General features: G+C 72.0%; 13 protein-coding genes. 8 read left to right on the top strand and 5 right to left on the bottom strand.

Annotation, left to right across the window (positions count from 1 at the left end; translation table 11 throughout):
- Positions 1-21: 21 nt before the first annotated feature.
- The 6 genes from AB0F81_RS05925 (at position 22) to AB0F81_RS05900 (ending at position 6,790) form a co-directional block, all read left to right on the top strand.
- Positions 22-1,278, top strand: a complete 1,257-nt coding sequence (locus tag AB0F81_RS05925) for a nucleotide sugar dehydrogenase (RefSeq protein ID WP_360191613.1) — start codon at positions 22-24, stop codon at positions 1,276-1,278.
- A gap of 12 nt (positions 1,279-1,290) precedes the next feature.
- Positions 1,291-1,992 (top strand): sugar transferase, encoded by a 702-nt coding sequence (locus AB0F81_RS05920; RefSeq protein WP_360191610.1) that lies wholly within the window; start codon positions 1,291-1,293, stop codon positions 1,990-1,992.
- Positions 1,982-3,058, top strand: a complete 1,077-nt coding sequence (locus AB0F81_RS05915; protein ID WP_360191607.1) for a hypothetical protein — start codon at positions 1,982-1,984, stop codon at positions 3,056-3,058. The genes AB0F81_RS05920 and AB0F81_RS05915 overlap by 11 nt, the downstream gene beginning before the upstream one ends.
- Positions 3,059-3,152: 94 nt before the next feature.
- Positions 3,153-4,391 carry a hypothetical protein gene (locus AB0F81_RS05910; RefSeq protein WP_360191604.1) on the top strand — a complete coding sequence of 413 codons (1,239 nt, stop codon included), beginning with the start codon at positions 3,153-3,155 and terminating at the stop codon, positions 4,389-4,391.
- A 382-nt stretch (positions 4,392-4,773) separates the two neighbouring features.
- A complete protein-coding gene (locus tag AB0F81_RS05905) occupies positions 4,774-5,196 on the top strand; it encodes a hypothetical protein (RefSeq protein ID WP_360191601.1) in 423 nt (140 codons plus the stop codon).
- A 1,120-nt stretch (positions 5,197-6,316) separates the two neighbouring features.
- The gene (locus AB0F81_RS05900) at positions 6,317-6,790 is read left to right on the top strand and encodes a DoxX family membrane protein (RefSeq protein WP_360191598.1); all 474 of its coding nucleotides are present in this window, start codon (positions 6,317-6,319) and stop codon (positions 6,788-6,790) included.
- Here the strand turns inward: AB0F81_RS05900 and AB0F81_RS05895 are convergent.
- Genes AB0F81_RS05895 through AB0F81_RS05885 form a run of 3 tightly spaced genes read right to left on the bottom strand, consistent with a single transcriptional unit; the run spans position 6,781 to position 9,442 of the window.
- A complete protein-coding gene (locus AB0F81_RS05895; protein WP_360191595.1) occupies positions 6,781-7,677 on the bottom strand; it encodes a fructosamine kinase family protein in 897 nt (298 codons plus the stop codon). The genes AB0F81_RS05900 and AB0F81_RS05895 overlap by 10 nt on opposite strands.
- A gap of 11 nt (positions 7,678-7,688) precedes the next feature.
- Entirely contained in the window at positions 7,689-8,342 is a 654-nt protein-coding gene (locus AB0F81_RS05890) for a response regulator transcription factor (protein WP_360191592.1), read from the bottom strand.
- Complete coding sequence (locus AB0F81_RS05885; protein ID WP_360191589.1) at positions 8,339-9,442, bottom strand: histidine kinase; 1,104 nt, start codon at positions 9,440-9,442, stop codon at positions 8,339-8,341. Before AB0F81_RS05885 ends, AB0F81_RS05890 begins: the two co-directional genes overlap by 4 nt.
- A gap of 174 nt (positions 9,443-9,616) precedes the next feature.
- On the opposite strand from AB0F81_RS05885, the gene fdhA reads away from it, so the two are divergent.
- Positions 9,617-10,864 carry a formaldehyde dehydrogenase, glutathione-independent gene (gene fdhA, locus AB0F81_RS05880; protein WP_360191586.1) on the top strand — a complete coding sequence of 416 codons (1,248 nt, stop codon included), beginning with the start codon at positions 9,617-9,619 and terminating at the stop codon, positions 10,862-10,864.
- A 26-nt stretch (positions 10,865-10,890) separates the two neighbouring features.
- On the opposite strand, the gene AB0F81_RS05875 is transcribed toward fdhA, so the two are convergent.
- Positions 10,891-11,931, bottom strand: a complete 1,041-nt coding sequence (locus AB0F81_RS05875) for a 12-oxophytodienoate reductase (protein ID WP_360191584.1) — start codon at positions 11,929-11,931, stop codon at positions 10,891-10,893.
- A 62-nt stretch (positions 11,932-11,993) separates the two neighbouring features.
- Between AB0F81_RS05875 and AB0F81_RS05870 the strand changes: the two genes are divergently transcribed.
- Positions 11,994-12,344 (top strand): MerR family transcriptional regulator, encoded by a 351-nt coding sequence (locus AB0F81_RS05870; RefSeq protein ID WP_360191664.1) that lies wholly within the window; start codon positions 11,994-11,996, stop codon positions 12,342-12,344.
- Here the strand turns inward: AB0F81_RS05870 and AB0F81_RS05865 are convergent.
- Positions 12,335-13,348: a GNAT family N-acetyltransferase gene (locus AB0F81_RS05865; protein ID WP_360191581.1), complete on the bottom strand. Its 1,014-nt coding sequence runs from the start codon at positions 13,346-13,348 to the stop codon at positions 12,335-12,337. The genes AB0F81_RS05870 and AB0F81_RS05865 overlap by 10 nt on opposite strands.
- Between the last annotated feature and the right edge of the window lie 4 nt (positions 13,349-13,352).

The following is a 13,352-nucleotide window of genomic DNA, read 5'->3' as shown; positions in this document are numbered from 1 at the left end:
GACAAGAGGGAGAACACACCCATGCGGGTCGTCATCGCCGGCCAGGGATATGTCGGGCTGCCGCTCGCGGTCCGCGCCGCCCAGGTCGGCCACACGGTCGTCGGCTTCGACGTCGACGACGACCGGATCAAGCGGCTCGCCGCCGGCGAGTCCTACGTCGACGACATCTCCTCCGCCGACCTGCAGGCCATCCTCGCCACCGGGAGGTTCCTGCCCTCCGCCGACCCGCGCTCCTGCGCCGGCTTCGACGTCGCGGTCATCGCGGTGCCGACCCCGCTGCGCGACGGCACGCCCGACCTGCGCTACATCGAGGACTCCGCGCGTACGCTGGCGCGTTACCTGCGGCCGGGCGCCACCGTCGCGCTCGAGTCGACCACCTACCCGGGCACCACGACCGAGTTGGTCGCGCCGCTGCTGGAGGAGGGCTCCGGCCTGATCGCCGGCGTCGACTTCCACCTCGGCTACAGCCCCGAGCGCATCGACCCGGGCAACCGCGAGTGGAACCTCACCACCACCCCGAAGGTCGTCTCCGGCGTCAACCCGGCCTCCCTGGAACACGTCCAGGCCTTCTACGCCTCGGTCGTCGACCACGTGGTGCCGGTCTCCGACACCAAGGTCGCCGAGCTCGCCAAGCTGCTCGAGAACACCTTCCGGCACGTCAACATCGCCCTGGTCAACGAGCTGGCGGTGTACGCGCACGACCTCGGCATCGACGTCTGGGAGGCGATCGGCGCCGCGTCCTCGAAACCGTTCGGCTACATGCGGTTCGTGCCCGGCCCCGGCGTCGGCGGCCACTGCCTGCCGATCGACCCGTCCTACCTGTCCTGGCGGGTGCAGCGGACCCTCGGCCAGAGCTTCCGCTTCGTCGAGCTGGCCAACGACATCAACAACCACATGCCCGACTACGTCGCGCGCCGCCTGGTCGCCGCGCTCAACCAGCGGCGCAAGGCGGTCAACGGCTCCACCGTCCTGCTGCTCGGCCTCGCCTACAAGAAGAACAGCGGCGACGCGCGCGAGTCGCCGGCCCGGCGCGTTGCCGCGCTCCTGCTGGACATGGGCGCCGAGGTACGCGCAGCCGACCCGCACGTCGTCGAGGACGCCCACGTCGACAGCCGGGTGGAACGGGTCGTGCTGAGCGCCGAGCAGATCGCCGCCGCCGACGCGGTGATCCTGCTCGCCGACCACGACGACTTCGACCTCGACCTCGTCGTCGAGCACGCGCAGTACGTGCTGGACACCCGCCACCGCTTGACCGGACCAACGGTCGAGTCACTGTAAAGGGGACAATCCGTGCGCTTGTTCTGGAACGGCCTGAATCGACTGGTCGCCGCCGTGTTCCTGCTCCTGCTCGCTCCGGTGATACTGGCGATCGCCGCCTGGATCCGGATCGCCGACGGCAAGGGTGTCCTCTTCGTGCAGGACCGGGCCGGCAAGGACGGCCGACCGTTCCGGATGCTCAAGTTCCGCTCCATGGTCCACAACTCGGTCGCGCTCAGCGCCCAGCTCGGCATCGACGACCCGTTCGGGCTGATCGAGGACGACCCGCGGATCACCCGCTGCGGCCGGTTCCTGCGCCGGACCAGCCTCGACGAGCTGCCCCAGCTGATCAACGTGCTGCTCGGCCAGATGAACCTGGTCGGGCCCCGCCCCGACGTGCTGCCGCAGGTCGCCGGATACTCCGCCGAGGACGCCCGGCGCCTCGAGGTCAAGCCCGGCATCACCGGCTGGGCGCAGGTCAACGGGCGCGACGACATCGACTGGCCGCAGCGCTTCATCCTCGACCGGTGGTATGTCGACAACTGGTCGCCGGCCCTCGACCTGAAGATCCTCTGGCGGACCGCGGTCACGCTGCAGCGCGGCGAGCCGCCGGTGCACGTCGACCAGCTCAACATCCAGCGGGCGCAGCACGCGCAGCCGCCCGCCCAGGCCTCGCCGGCGTCAGCGGCTCCGGCCGAGGCAGCACCTGACCAGGACATGAGCCGTGCCGCCTGAACCGCCCCGGGAGATCGGGTCGGAGTTCCACTGGGACCCGGCCGCCCTGCTCAGCGCCGAGCAGGGCGGCCTGCCCGGATGGCTGCCGGCCCGGCGGGCGCTCTACGCCACCGGGTGCGGGGCGCTGAGCGACCTGCTGCGCCTGCTCGCCCCGGCCGGGCGGCTGCACGTCCCGTCCTACTTCTGCATGGGCGTCGCCGAGTTCCTCTCCGCGCAGATCCCGATCACCTGGTACCGGCATCTGCCGGACGGGCACGGCCCGCACTGGGAGACGCTGCGGGTCGCCGACGGAGACGTGGTCCTCGCCCAGAATCTGTTCGGGCGCGACACCGGCGCGCCGTGGGACACCTGGATGCGGGCACACCCCGGCGTCACGGTGATCGAGGACCACTCGCACGACCCGTTCAGCGAGTGGGCGTGCACGAGCACCGCGGCGTACGCGGTCGCCTCCCTGCGCAAGACGCTGCCGCTGCCGGACGGCGGCCTGCTCTGGTCGCCGCGCGGCCTCGACCTGCCCCGGCCGCGGGGCGCGCCCAGCCCGGGCGCCGCCCTGAAACTCGCCGGCATGCTGCTCAAGGCGGCCTGGCGGGACGGCCGGCCGATCCCCAAGGACCGGTTCCGCGCCCTGCAACAGCAGGGCGAGCAGGAACTTCTCGGCAGCACGGCGCCGGTCAGCGCGGTCACCGCCGCGTCGCTGCCGCTCCTCGACGTGACCGGCTTGCGTACGGCGAGCGCCCGGCACGCCGCCACCCTCGCGGAGGCGCTGTCCTCCCGTACGGCTGCCTGGTGGGTCTCGGCCGGTGGGCCGTTCCGTGTGCAGCTGGAGTGCGCGTCGGAAAGCGTGCGCGACGCCCTGCTCGCGCACCTGGCCGCCCACGGTGTCTACGCGCCGGTGCACTGGCGGCAGGACCGGGATCGACTGTGGAGCGGCGACGAGGAGGCCGCCGACCTGGCCGCGCGGATGCTGACGCTGCCGGTGGATCACCGCTGCGGACCGGGCGACGTGCGGCGGATCGCCGAGGTCGTGCGGTCGTTCGTGCCATCGCGCGTTGCCGGGGCCGCATAGGGTCGCGTGGATTCATCCCACGTCATATCATCGGGGCGTGATCGGTCGATCTACGCTGAGTGATCAGCTTTCCGCTCGGCCCGGGCGGTGAGCGATGACCACCGCGGGCTGGATCGCACTGGGCCTGGCCGTTTACGGCGCCCTCAGCTATGCGGTGGGGTCGATCCTGCAGGCGGTCGGCGCCAGCCGCAGCACCAGCACGGTCAGCACGCTCGGCCATCCGCTCTACATGATCGGCATCGCGCTGGACATCTCCGCGTGGGTCGCCGCGATGTTCGCGTTGCAGCAGCTCGCGGTCTATGTGGTCGAGTCGGTGCTGGCCGGTTCCCTCGCCGTGACCGCCGTGCTCGCCTGGCTGTTCCTGAAATCCCGGCTGCGGCGCCGCGACGTCGTCGCGATCATCAGCACCAGCACGGCGCTGACCGTGCTCGCCATGTCCGCCGGCCAGCAGCACGAGGTGCTGCCCAGCCAGACGATGCGGCTCGCCTTCTGCGCCGGCGCGGTCGCCCTCGTCGTCCTCGGCTGGGCCACCACCCGCATCGGCAATCCCGGCCTGATGGCCGCCGTCGGCGGCTTCTCCCTCGGCGGCGCCGCCCTCTGCGGCCGGGCCCTGCACATTCCCGCCGAGTCGATGACCACCACGACGTCGACGATCCTCGCGATCGCCACCGAGCCGCTGGTCTGGGCGCTGCTGATCTACCCGGTCAACGGCATGATCATGTATGCGAACGCCCTGCAGACGGGCGACGTCGGCCGGGTCACCGCGGTCCACTGGACCGGCGAGGTCGTCGCCCCCTCGGTGATCGCCCTGACCCTGCTCGGCGACACCGTCCGCCCCGGCTGGGAGCCGGCCGCCCTGATCGCCGGCATCGTCACCATCGGCGCCGCCGTCGTCCTGGCCTCCGCTCCCGCCGCCACCGCCCCCGCCGGCACCGTGCCCGCCACTGCCTCTGGTTCTGCCTCTGGTTCTGCCGGCGCCGGCGCCCGCCTGCCGGTCCCGCCGCCCCAGGCCGGCCTGGCCTTGATTCCCGCCGAGGCGTGGCGGCTGGCGATCCCACCCGAAGCGCACTGGCCGGCTCTGCAGCCTCCGCTGGTCCGCGGTTACGGCACGTTCCTGTGGTGGGGTTCGCCGACGGCGCCGCAGGCGCTCTGGGTGCCACCCAACCGCACCCTCAACCCACCCGGCGCGCTCCCCGCCTGGGCCGGCCCCCAGCTCCCCGACGCCCGCCACGCCGCCGGCGCCCAGCCCGCCTTGCGGCGTGCCCGCCGCCCGTTAGGTCACAAGCCGGCACACGCGCTCCCCTCGGGCCGCCGCCGCTCCACCGCCGCCTGACGCCGCTCGCCCTCTCGCCGCACCCCCGCCGGCGTTCCGTCGCCGTTTGATGCTGCTCGCTCTCTTGCTGCGCTCGCGCTGGCGTTCCGCCGCTGTTTGATGCTGCTCGCTCTCTTGCTGCGCTCGCGCTGGCGTTCCGCCGCTGTTTGATGCTGCTCGCTCTCTTGCCGCGCTCGCGCTGGCGTTCCGGCCTCATGCTCGCCCTTCCGCCGTAGCGCGCCGGCGTTCTGGTTTCTTGCTCGGGCCCTTGCCGTAGCTTGTGGGGTGACGCCGCCGTCGGATGTGTCCGGGAGCTGTGCGTGGCTCCGGGCGGATGCCAACCTCAGTCTTGTCGGCGGAAACGGCGAGCATGCTTGTCGATGCGCAGTAGCATCGGGGCACCATGAATTTGCAGTGGTGGTCGATCGAGGTTCTGGACGGCGCGCAGCTCTCCGCGGCGCGCTGGCAGGATTCCTACGGCAATGTTCTGGTCGAGGCCGCCATCACGCACGGGGCCTATGAGTGGCATTGGCACCGATTCACCTGGGGCGTGCTTTTCGAGATCGGCTTCCGGAGTGAGGATCGCTGGTCTTCCTACCGGGATCTGCCCATCGTCCGCGCCGCGCTCGACGCCGTGCCCGATCCGGTCAACGGGCTGCTGATCTACCCCGGCCGGGGTGGTAGCGCGGGCCGCACCGAGCCTCGCCGTCCCCGGCCGATCATCGGCGCGGGAGCCGCGCCGATCCCCGAGGAGCCGGTCCTGACCCGGCTCACCCTCGCCACCTCCAGGCCGCCGACCACCACCGGCGCGGTGATCGCGGCCTGAAGCCCGCCGGAAGTTCCCCGCGCCAGGCCCACCGGCGCTGGTGATCTAAGGCTTCCCGTTGCTTCACGCGCTCGGCGAGCCACCGCCTAACGCCGATCATCCCGGCCGACATCCAGCGCCGCCTTCGGCCGGCCGAGCGAGCGCTGCGCGTCGGCCGGTCTGGTCGGCTGGCGTTCAGGGTCGTGTTCGGGTGCGCGGGTGGGTGCTGTGTGTCAGCCGGTTTGGTTGGCTGGCGTTCAGGGTCGTGTTCGGGTGGGCGGGTGGGTGCTGTGTGTCAGCCGGTTTGGTCGGCTGGCGTTCAGCGTCGCCTTCGGGCGGCGAAGTGGGCGCTATGTGTCGGCCAAGGTTGTCGGCTGGCGGCTGGGGTTGGGTGCGGGCTGTTGGGCGAGCGCTGTGCGTCGGCCAGATTGGTCGGCTGACGGCTGGTGTTGCGTGCGGGATGTTGGCCCAGCTCTGTGTGTCAGCCGGGGTAGGGCGGCTGCGGCTGGGTGTTGGGGTGGGACTTGCCGAGCGAGCATTGCGCTTCGGGCGGCGGGGTGGCTGGTGTTGAGGGTGGGCGGCCGGGGAGTGAGCGCGACGCCAGTTGGAACGTGCCCACGTGGCGGGGCGAGCGCGACGGAGGCTGGGAGGGTGTCCACGCGGTTGGGGCGAGCGCGGTGAAGGGCTGGGAGGGTGTCCACGCGGCTGGGGCGAGCGCGGTGGAGGGCTGGGAGGGTGTCCACGCGGCTGGGGCGAGCGCGGTGGAGGGCTGGGAGGGTGCCCACGCGCGGGGGCGAGCGTGGTGGAGGGCTGGGAGGGCGCCCAGGTGGCGGGGGCGAGCGCGGTTGAGCGCTGAGGGTGCCCAGGTGGTGGGAGTGAGCGCGGCGGAGGCGGGGAGAGGACGCGCGGCGGGAGGGAGCGCGGCGGAAGGCTGGGGTGACGGACAGTTACCGCTGGGGCCGCGCTGCGTTGGACGGGTGAAGGGACGAGGAGTACCGCTGGGGGCGTAGGCGGAACGGCCCCGGCGGGGCCGGGGTGCGCAGGGGGGAGGCCGCTGCGAGCGGGATTCGGGGGCGGGGGATTGCCGGGATCGTCAGGTGCAGGACGCGACACGGCGTCCGGGACCTCGAAGGAGCCACCCATGTCCGTCACCGAACTCGCCCCGCCCGCTGCTGTCCTTGTCGCGCCTACGCTGCGGGAGCGCGCGGCGGGGATGTTCGCCGCCTACGGGGCTGTCGCGCTGCGGGTCAGCCTCGGCCTGGTTCTGCTGGGCTTCGGGGCGCTGAAGTTCTTTCCGGGCGCCTCCCCGGCCGAGGCGCTGGTCATGCGTACCGTCGACGCGCTCACCTTCGGGCTGATCTCCGGCACGCCGGCGGTCGCCGCCACGGCGGTGGTGGAGACGATCATCGGGTTGACGCTGATCACCGGGGTCGGGCTGCGGTTCGGGGTGCTGCTGCTCTTCCCGGTCATCGCGGGGATGATGTCGCCGCTGGTTCTCTTCCCGGGGGACATGTTCCCGGGGATGCTGCCGACGCTGGAAGCGCAGTACATCCTGAAGGACGTCATTCTGGCCGCGGCCGCCATGGTCGTCGCGGGCCGGGCTCTTCACCGATAGCGGCCGGTGGCCCGGAACGGGGCCAGCGTGGCACGGATCTGGTCGGCCGCACCCCAGTCGTCGTCGAACTGCGCCAGCACCGCCAGGTGCTGGCGCAGCTGAATGATCGGCATCCGGTCCTGCCAGCCGGCGTCCAGGGAGGTCAGCTCGGCGTAGCGGGCGAAGAACCGGTGCGCCTCGGGTGGGGGCGCGGTGGTCCAGACGTGGGCGAGATCGACCTCGGCCCACAGGTACGACACGGCCGGGTCGATCAGCGCGGGCCGGCCCTCCGGGGTGGACAGCAGGTTCTGCGCCCACAGGTCACCGTGGGTCAGGCAGGCCGGCCGTTGCGGCAGAAGCTCGGGCAGCCGGTGACACAGCCGCTCCAGCGCCGCCCGGTCGACGGCGTCGAGGGCCGCCTCGACGCGGGGTTCGCCGAGCCAGCGGAGCAGCCGATGCTCGGCGAAGAAGGCGAAGCCGTCGTCGTTCCACGTGTTGATCTGCCGGCGCCGGCCCAGCCAGTTGTCGCGGCGCCACCCGAAGCGCGGGTGGACCGTGGTCAGGTGCAGGCGGGCGAGCGCGTGCGCGAAGTGTTCCCAATAGGTCTCGCTGGGCGGTCGCGGCCGCAGCACCGACAGGACCAGCAGGTCCCGGCCCGCGAGGATCACCTCGGGTGTCGGCATGCCGCCGAGCTCGCGCAGGGCGGCCAGCCCTTCGGCCTCCGCGGCGAAGACGTCGTCGTCCGGCGGTTCGGCGAACGCCTTGACGAACACCGGTGGCGCGTCCCGGCGGGTCGCTATGCCGGCGAGTGCGGCGAGCCCGCCCTCCGCCGGTTCCACGGCGACGACATCGCGCATCCCGGCCCGATGCAGCCTGTCGAGGAGGAACGCCGCCGAGCCTGTGGTCATGCGCCCCGATCTTAGGTGACCAGACCGGACTGGAAGGCGAACACCACCAGCTGCGCGCGGTCCCGCGCGCCCAGCTTGACCATCGCGCGGCTCACATGGGTACGGGCGGTGGCCGGGCTCACCACGAGCCGGCCGGCGATCTCCTGATTGCTGAGGCCTTCCGCCGCGAGGGCCACCACCTCACGCTCCCGCTCGGTGAGCCGGCCGAGGCGGGGATGCGGGCTCAGCCGCCGCGGCCCGTTGGTGACGAACTCCCGGATCAGCGTGCGGGTGACCGACGGCGACAGCAGCGCGCCCCCGTCGGCGACCGTGCGGATCGCCTCCAGCAGCGTGACCGGCGGGGTGTCCTTCAGCAGGAAACCGCTGGCGCCGATGCGCAGCGCCTCGAAGACGTACTCGTCGCGCTCGAAAGTGGTCAGCACGATGACCCGGGTGCCGGTCAGGTCGGGGCGGGCCATGATGCGGCGGGTCGCTTCCAGGCCGTCGATGCCGGGCATCCGCACGTCCATCAGCACCACGTCGGGCCGCAGGGCGGCGGCCCGTTCGACCGCGGCCAGCCCGTCGGCCGCCTCTCCGGTGACGGTGAACCCATCTTCGCTGGACAGCAACGTGCGCAGGCCCAGCCGTACCAAATCTTGATCGTCGACGAGCAGGACCGAGATCATGACGTGCCCACCGGGAGCCAGGCATCGACGACGAACCGCGCGCCGGGCGCCGGGCCGGCGGCGAATCTGCCGCCGTGGGCGGCGATGCGCTCGCGCATGCCGGCGATGCCCAGGCCGCCGCTGCGCGGCGTCTCCGACTCCGGGTGGGCACTGATCACCCGGATGCGCAGGGCGCCGGGTTCGTTCTCCAGCACGATGTCGGCCTCTTTCGGGTACGCGTGCTTCAGCACGTTGGTCAGCGATTCCTGGATGGTCCGGTACGCCGTCATGTCCGTCTCGGCGGGCAGGGCGCTCGGCGACCCGATCGTGCGCACGCGCACGCGCAGGCCGGCGTCGCGCATCCGCTGGTACAGGGCGTCGAGGTCGGCGAGCCCCGGCGTGGACGCCTTCGACTCGTCGGCCGAGCGCAGCATCCGCAACGTGGTGCGCAGCTCGTCGAGGGCCTGGGCGCTGGTGGTGCTGACCGCCTCCAGCGTCGGCCGGGCGATCTCGGGCTGCTTGTGCAGCACGTGCAGGGCGATGTCGGCCTGCATCTTGATGGCGGCGAGGCCGTGCCCGACGATGTCGTGCACCTCCTGCGCCATCCGCAGCCGTTCCTCCTGGATGCCGCGCTCGACGGCTTCCCGGCGGTCCCGGGTGACCGATTCGGTGCGCTGGGCGATGGTGGTGCCGATCGCGAACGGCACGGCGACCCACCCGGCGGCGGGGAAGATGCTGGTCAGGTCGGTGACGGCCAGGCCGTCGTTGAGGTTGTGCGAGGCGAGCACCGGCAGGGCGATCCCGGCGGCCACCGCGGCGGTGCGCCACGGCAGGTGCCGGGCGACGGTGTAGACGGCGATCGCGAACGGCAGCAGCGCCGGGCCGTACGCGTACTCCAGCCACATGTAGGCCGACGACGCGAGGGTGGTGACGGCCAGAACGCGCAGCGGGGCGGAGCGCCGCCAGATCAGCGCGAGTGAGTTGACGGCCACCAAGAGGTACGCGCCGACGTCGATCTCGCGGCCGAACGGCATCTGCGGGGACACCCACCGGGTCCACGCGAGCAGCCAGGCGCAGATGACGAGCGCACCCACCAGGTCTCGTCTGCGGACGGAAGTCACGGGTCCACTCTGGCCGACGCGCTCCGGGTCCGTCATCCGTCCGGAAGCGTAGATCGGAGCGCACCAAATGGGACTATCGACGTTTATCGAGACTACCGACGGTTCTGTTTCGGTCACTGCGCGAGAAGCATGGCGCCAGGAGGCTCGTTCCACGCTCGAGGATGGGAGCGCACCATGTCAGGCAACAAAGCCGTTGTCTATCAGGGCCCCGGCCGGGTCGAGATCCGCGATCTCGACTACCCGACCTACGAGATGAAGGACGGACCCGGCGTCAACAAGATGAACGTCGGGCGCAAGACACCGCACGGGGTGATCCTGAAGACGGTCGCCAGCAACATCTGCGGCAGCGACCAGCACATGGTGCGCGGGCGCACCACCGCGCCGGAGGGCCTGGTGCTCGGCCACGAGATCACCGGCGAGGTGGTCGACGTCGGGCCGGACGTGGAGTACATCCGGGTCGGTGACGTCTGCTCGGTGCCGTTCAACATCTCCTGCGGCCGGTGCCGCAACTGCAAGGAGCGCAAGACCGGTGTCTGCCTCAACGTGAACCCGGACCGGCCCGGCTCGGCGTACGGCTACGTCGACATGGGCGGCTGGGTCGGCGGTCAGGCCGAGTACGTGCTGGTGCCGTACGCGGACTGGAACCTGCTGCGGTTCCCGGACCGGGACCAGGCCATCGAGAAGGCCCTGGACCTGGCGATGCTCAGCGACATCTTCCCGACCGGCTACCACGGGTGCGTGAGCGCGGGCGTGACCACCGGCTCCACGGTCTACATCGCCGGCGCCGGACCGGTCGGCCTGGCCGCGGCCACCTCGGCGTTCCTGCTCGGCGCGGCGGTCGTCATCGTCGGTGACCTCAACGACGAGCGGCTCGCCCAGGCCCGCAGCTTCGGCTGCGAGACGATCAACGTGTCCCAGGGCGAACCGGCGGAGCAGGTGCAGCAGATCCTCGGCAAGGCCGCCCCGGCGATCGGCCAGCCGCTGGTCGACTCCGCGGTGGACGCGGTCGGGTTCGAGGCGCGCGGCCACGGCCGGGACGCGCAGACCGAGATGCCGGCGACCGTGCTGAACTCGCTGATGGACCTCACCCGGGCCGGCGGCGCGATCGGCGTTCCGGGCCTCTACGTCACCGGCGACCCGGGCGGCGTCGACGAGGCCGCCAAGGTCGGCTCGCTCTCCCTGCGGCTGGGCCTGGGCTGGGCGAAGTCGCACTCCTTCGTCACCGGCCAGTGCCCGGTGATGAAGTACAACCACGGGCTGATGATGGCGATCCTGCACGACCGGGTGCAGATCGCGAAGAACGTCAACGCGACCGCGATCCCGATCGAGCAGGCTCCGCAGGGCTACCAGGAGTTCGACCAGGGCGCCGCCCGCAAGTACGTGCTGGACCCGCACGGCTACCTCCGCGGCCGCTCGAACTGAGACACCGCATCCGCCCACGGGGAGCCCTAGAAGTAGGTCTCCTCGTGGGCCTTGGTGTAGTCGCGGATCTCGTCGAGCCGGCCTGCGCCGGCCAGCCGCGCCCAGGCCGGGTTGCCGAGCAGGATCCGGCCGAGGGCGACCAGGTCGTACTCGCTGCCGAGGCGGGAGACCAGCTCGTCCATCCCGGCCGAGACCGGGAACTCGCGGGTCAGGCCGATCGAGCCGACGGTGATCGTGGGCAGGCCGGTGATCCGCTTGGCCCAGCCGGCCAGGTTCAGCGGCGAACCGTCGAAGGCCGGCTCCCAGAAACGGCGCTGGGAGGCGTGCAGCACGTCCGCGCCGGCCGACACGAGCGGGGACAGCAGCGCCGCCAGCTCGTCGGGTGACTCGGCGATGCGTGCGGTGTAGTCGCGCTCCTTGAACTGCGAGAACCGTACGATCAAGGGGGTTGTCGCGGGAAGCTCGGCCCGCACCGCGCTGATCACCTCGGCCGGGAAGGCGGCCCGGCCTGCCGGGCCGCCGCCGTAACGGTCGGTGCGCCGGTTGGTGTGCGGCCAGAGGAACTCGTCCAGCAGGTATCCGTGCGCAGCGTGGATCTCCACCGCGTCGAACCCGGCCCGGACCGCCACCCGGGCCGCCTCCGCGTAGGCCGCCACCAGGGTGCCGATGTCCGCCACCGACATGGTCGACGGGGTCCAGGACGGGTAACCGTCGACCGGCTCCCGCTCGCTGCCCATGTGCCAGAGCTGGGCGGCGATCCGGCTGCCGGCCGCGTGCACCTCGCTGGTGACCCGCCGCCAGCCCTCCTCGGCGGGCCCGGCGGTCATCCGCGGCACGGTCGTCTCGTGGCCGGCGCTGGGGTGATCCACCAGCACGCCCTCGGTGACGATCAGCCCGATCCCGTTCTCCGCGCGCCGCCGGTAGTACCCGGCCACCTCGGCGGTGGGAACCCCGCCGGGCGAGCGGAACCGGGTCATCGGCGCCATCACGAAGCGGTTGGGCAGGTCGAGGCCGGCCAGGGTGACCGGGCTGGTGAGCGGGCCGAGCAGGCGGGTTGTCGTCGTCATGCGGTCACGCTAAAACTTGACACAGATGTGAGGTTCAAGCCTTTGTGACCCGGGAGACAGCGATGCGGATCGGCGACCTGGCCGCGGCGACCGGCGCGAGCGCGCGCTCGCTGCGCTACTACGAGGAGCAGGGCCTGCTGGCCAGCGACCGCGGTCCGGGCGGGCAGCGCAGTTACTGCGCTGCCGACGTCGACCGGGTCGGGCTGATCCGCTCCCTGCTCGGCGCCGGCCTCACCACCGCGACCATCCGGGACGTGCTGCCCTGCGTCGCCGACGAGAGCATCCGGACCCCGTGGCTGGCCGCCCGCCTCGGCGCGGAGCTGGAGCGCGTCGAGACCCAGATCGCCGACCTGCACCGCACCCGCGACATCCTCGCCGGCCTGGTGAAACGCTACGACGTCGATCAGCGGTAAGGCGGGAAGTGCCCGGTCAGCGAGTCCGGGGTCAACGGCCCGGCGAGCTCCGTGACGACCGCCGGGTCGGTGACCACCCGCCAGGTGTGGAACGGCTGCCGGCCCGCGGCGAAGGCCGCCTTGTAGCGGAAGAGCGAGTCGTCCGCGCCGCCCACGCCGCCGCCCAGGTGGTAGACCCGGTTGCCGCGCTCCCGGCCCCAGAGCCGGACCTCGTGGTAGAGCAGCTTGTCCGCCCACCAGATCTGACCGTCCCGGGTGGACTGCAGGTGGGTGTGCATGATCCCGCCGTGCTCGAAGAAGAGGTTGCCGCCGAGGACCTCGTCGTCGCAGAGCGCCACCGCCAGATGCAGGCTGCCGCCGAGCGCCTCGCGCAACCGGTGGAAGTGGTCGCGCTCGAAGAAGTAGAACTCGGTGGCGCCGACCCGCCGCATCGTCGCGTGGTAGGTGCCGATCCACTCGTCCAGCAGGTCCCACTCGTCGAAGACGATCCGCACCCCGGCCCGCCCCGCCTTGTTGATCTGGTTGCGGTGGGTGCGGCCGGTCTGCTGCCAGATCTGCTCGGGGGAGAGGGTGAGGTCGACCGAGACGGTCTCGCCGTGGTGCACCACCGTGCCGGCCCGCTCCAGCGAGACCAGCGGGGCCGGCAGCAGCGGGTGCAGCCGGGCGAACAGGGTGATCACGTCGTGGGTCCGCAGCAGCTCGACCATGGCCCGGGCGGCGCGGGCCCAGAAGCCGGTGCTCGTCGAGGGGACGTCGCTGATCGGGCCCGGGTAGCCGTACGGGGAGACGGCGTCGCGCAGCCCGGTTCCCGGCACCGGGCGTAACACCAGGGGGAGCAGGAGGACGTGGTCCGCCTCGTCGTAGCGGAACGCGACCGGTGTGCCTCCGGAGAGCCGGGCGTCCAGGGTGACGTACGCGGGCAGGTGGTACACGTCGTGGCGGATCCGGTCCAGGGCATCCGCCCACGCCGTGTCGTCGGGTTGCAGGAGGGCGCCTTCGGCCATCGGT

The organism is Actinoplanes sp. NPDC024001, assembly GCF_040638955.1.
Lineage (GTDB): Bacteria > Actinomycetota > Actinomycetes > Mycobacteriales > Micromonosporaceae > Actinoplanes.
Note: the sequence above shows the minus strand (reverse complement) of the source record. Positions and strands in the feature narration are given on the sequence as shown.

Excerpts from the sequence above, each read along its gene's own strand:
- AB0F81_RS05925 (WP_360191613.1), top strand. The coding sequence starts at position 22 with ATGCGGGTCGTCATCGCCGGCCAGGGATATGTCGGGCTGCCGCTCGCG.
- AB0F81_RS05910 (WP_360191604.1), top strand. The coding sequence starts at position 3,153 with ATGACCACCGCGGGCTGGATCGCACTGGGCCTGGCCGTTTACGGCGCC.
- AB0F81_RS05905 (WP_360191601.1), top strand. The coding sequence starts at position 4,774 with ATGAATTTGCAGTGGTGGTCGATCGAGGTTCTGGACGGCGCGCAGCTC.
- AB0F81_RS05900 (WP_360191598.1), top strand. The coding sequence starts at position 6,317 with ATGTCCGTCACCGAACTCGCCCCGCCCGCTGCTGTCCTTGTCGCGCCT.
- AB0F81_RS05895 (WP_360191595.1), bottom strand. The coding sequence starts at position 7,677 with ATGACCACAGGCTCGGCGGCGTTCCTCCTCGACAGGCTGCATCGGGCC.
- AB0F81_RS05890 (WP_360191592.1), bottom strand. The coding sequence starts at position 8,342 with ATGATCTCGGTCCTGCTCGTCGACGATCAAGATTTGGTACGGCTGGGC.
- fdhA (WP_360191586.1), top strand. The coding sequence starts at position 9,617 with ATGTCAGGCAACAAAGCCGTTGTCTATCAGGGCCCCGGCCGGGTCGAG.
- AB0F81_RS05875 (WP_360191584.1), bottom strand. The coding sequence starts at position 11,931 with ATGACGACGACAACCCGCCTGCTCGGCCCGCTCACCAGCCCGGTCACC.
- AB0F81_RS05870 (WP_360191664.1), top strand. The coding sequence starts at position 11,994 with ATGCGGATCGGCGACCTGGCCGCGGCGACCGGCGCGAGCGCGCGCTCG.
- AB0F81_RS05865 (WP_360191581.1), bottom strand. The coding sequence starts at position 13,348 with ATGGCCGAAGGCGCCCTCCTGCAACCCGACGACACGGCGTGGGCGGAT.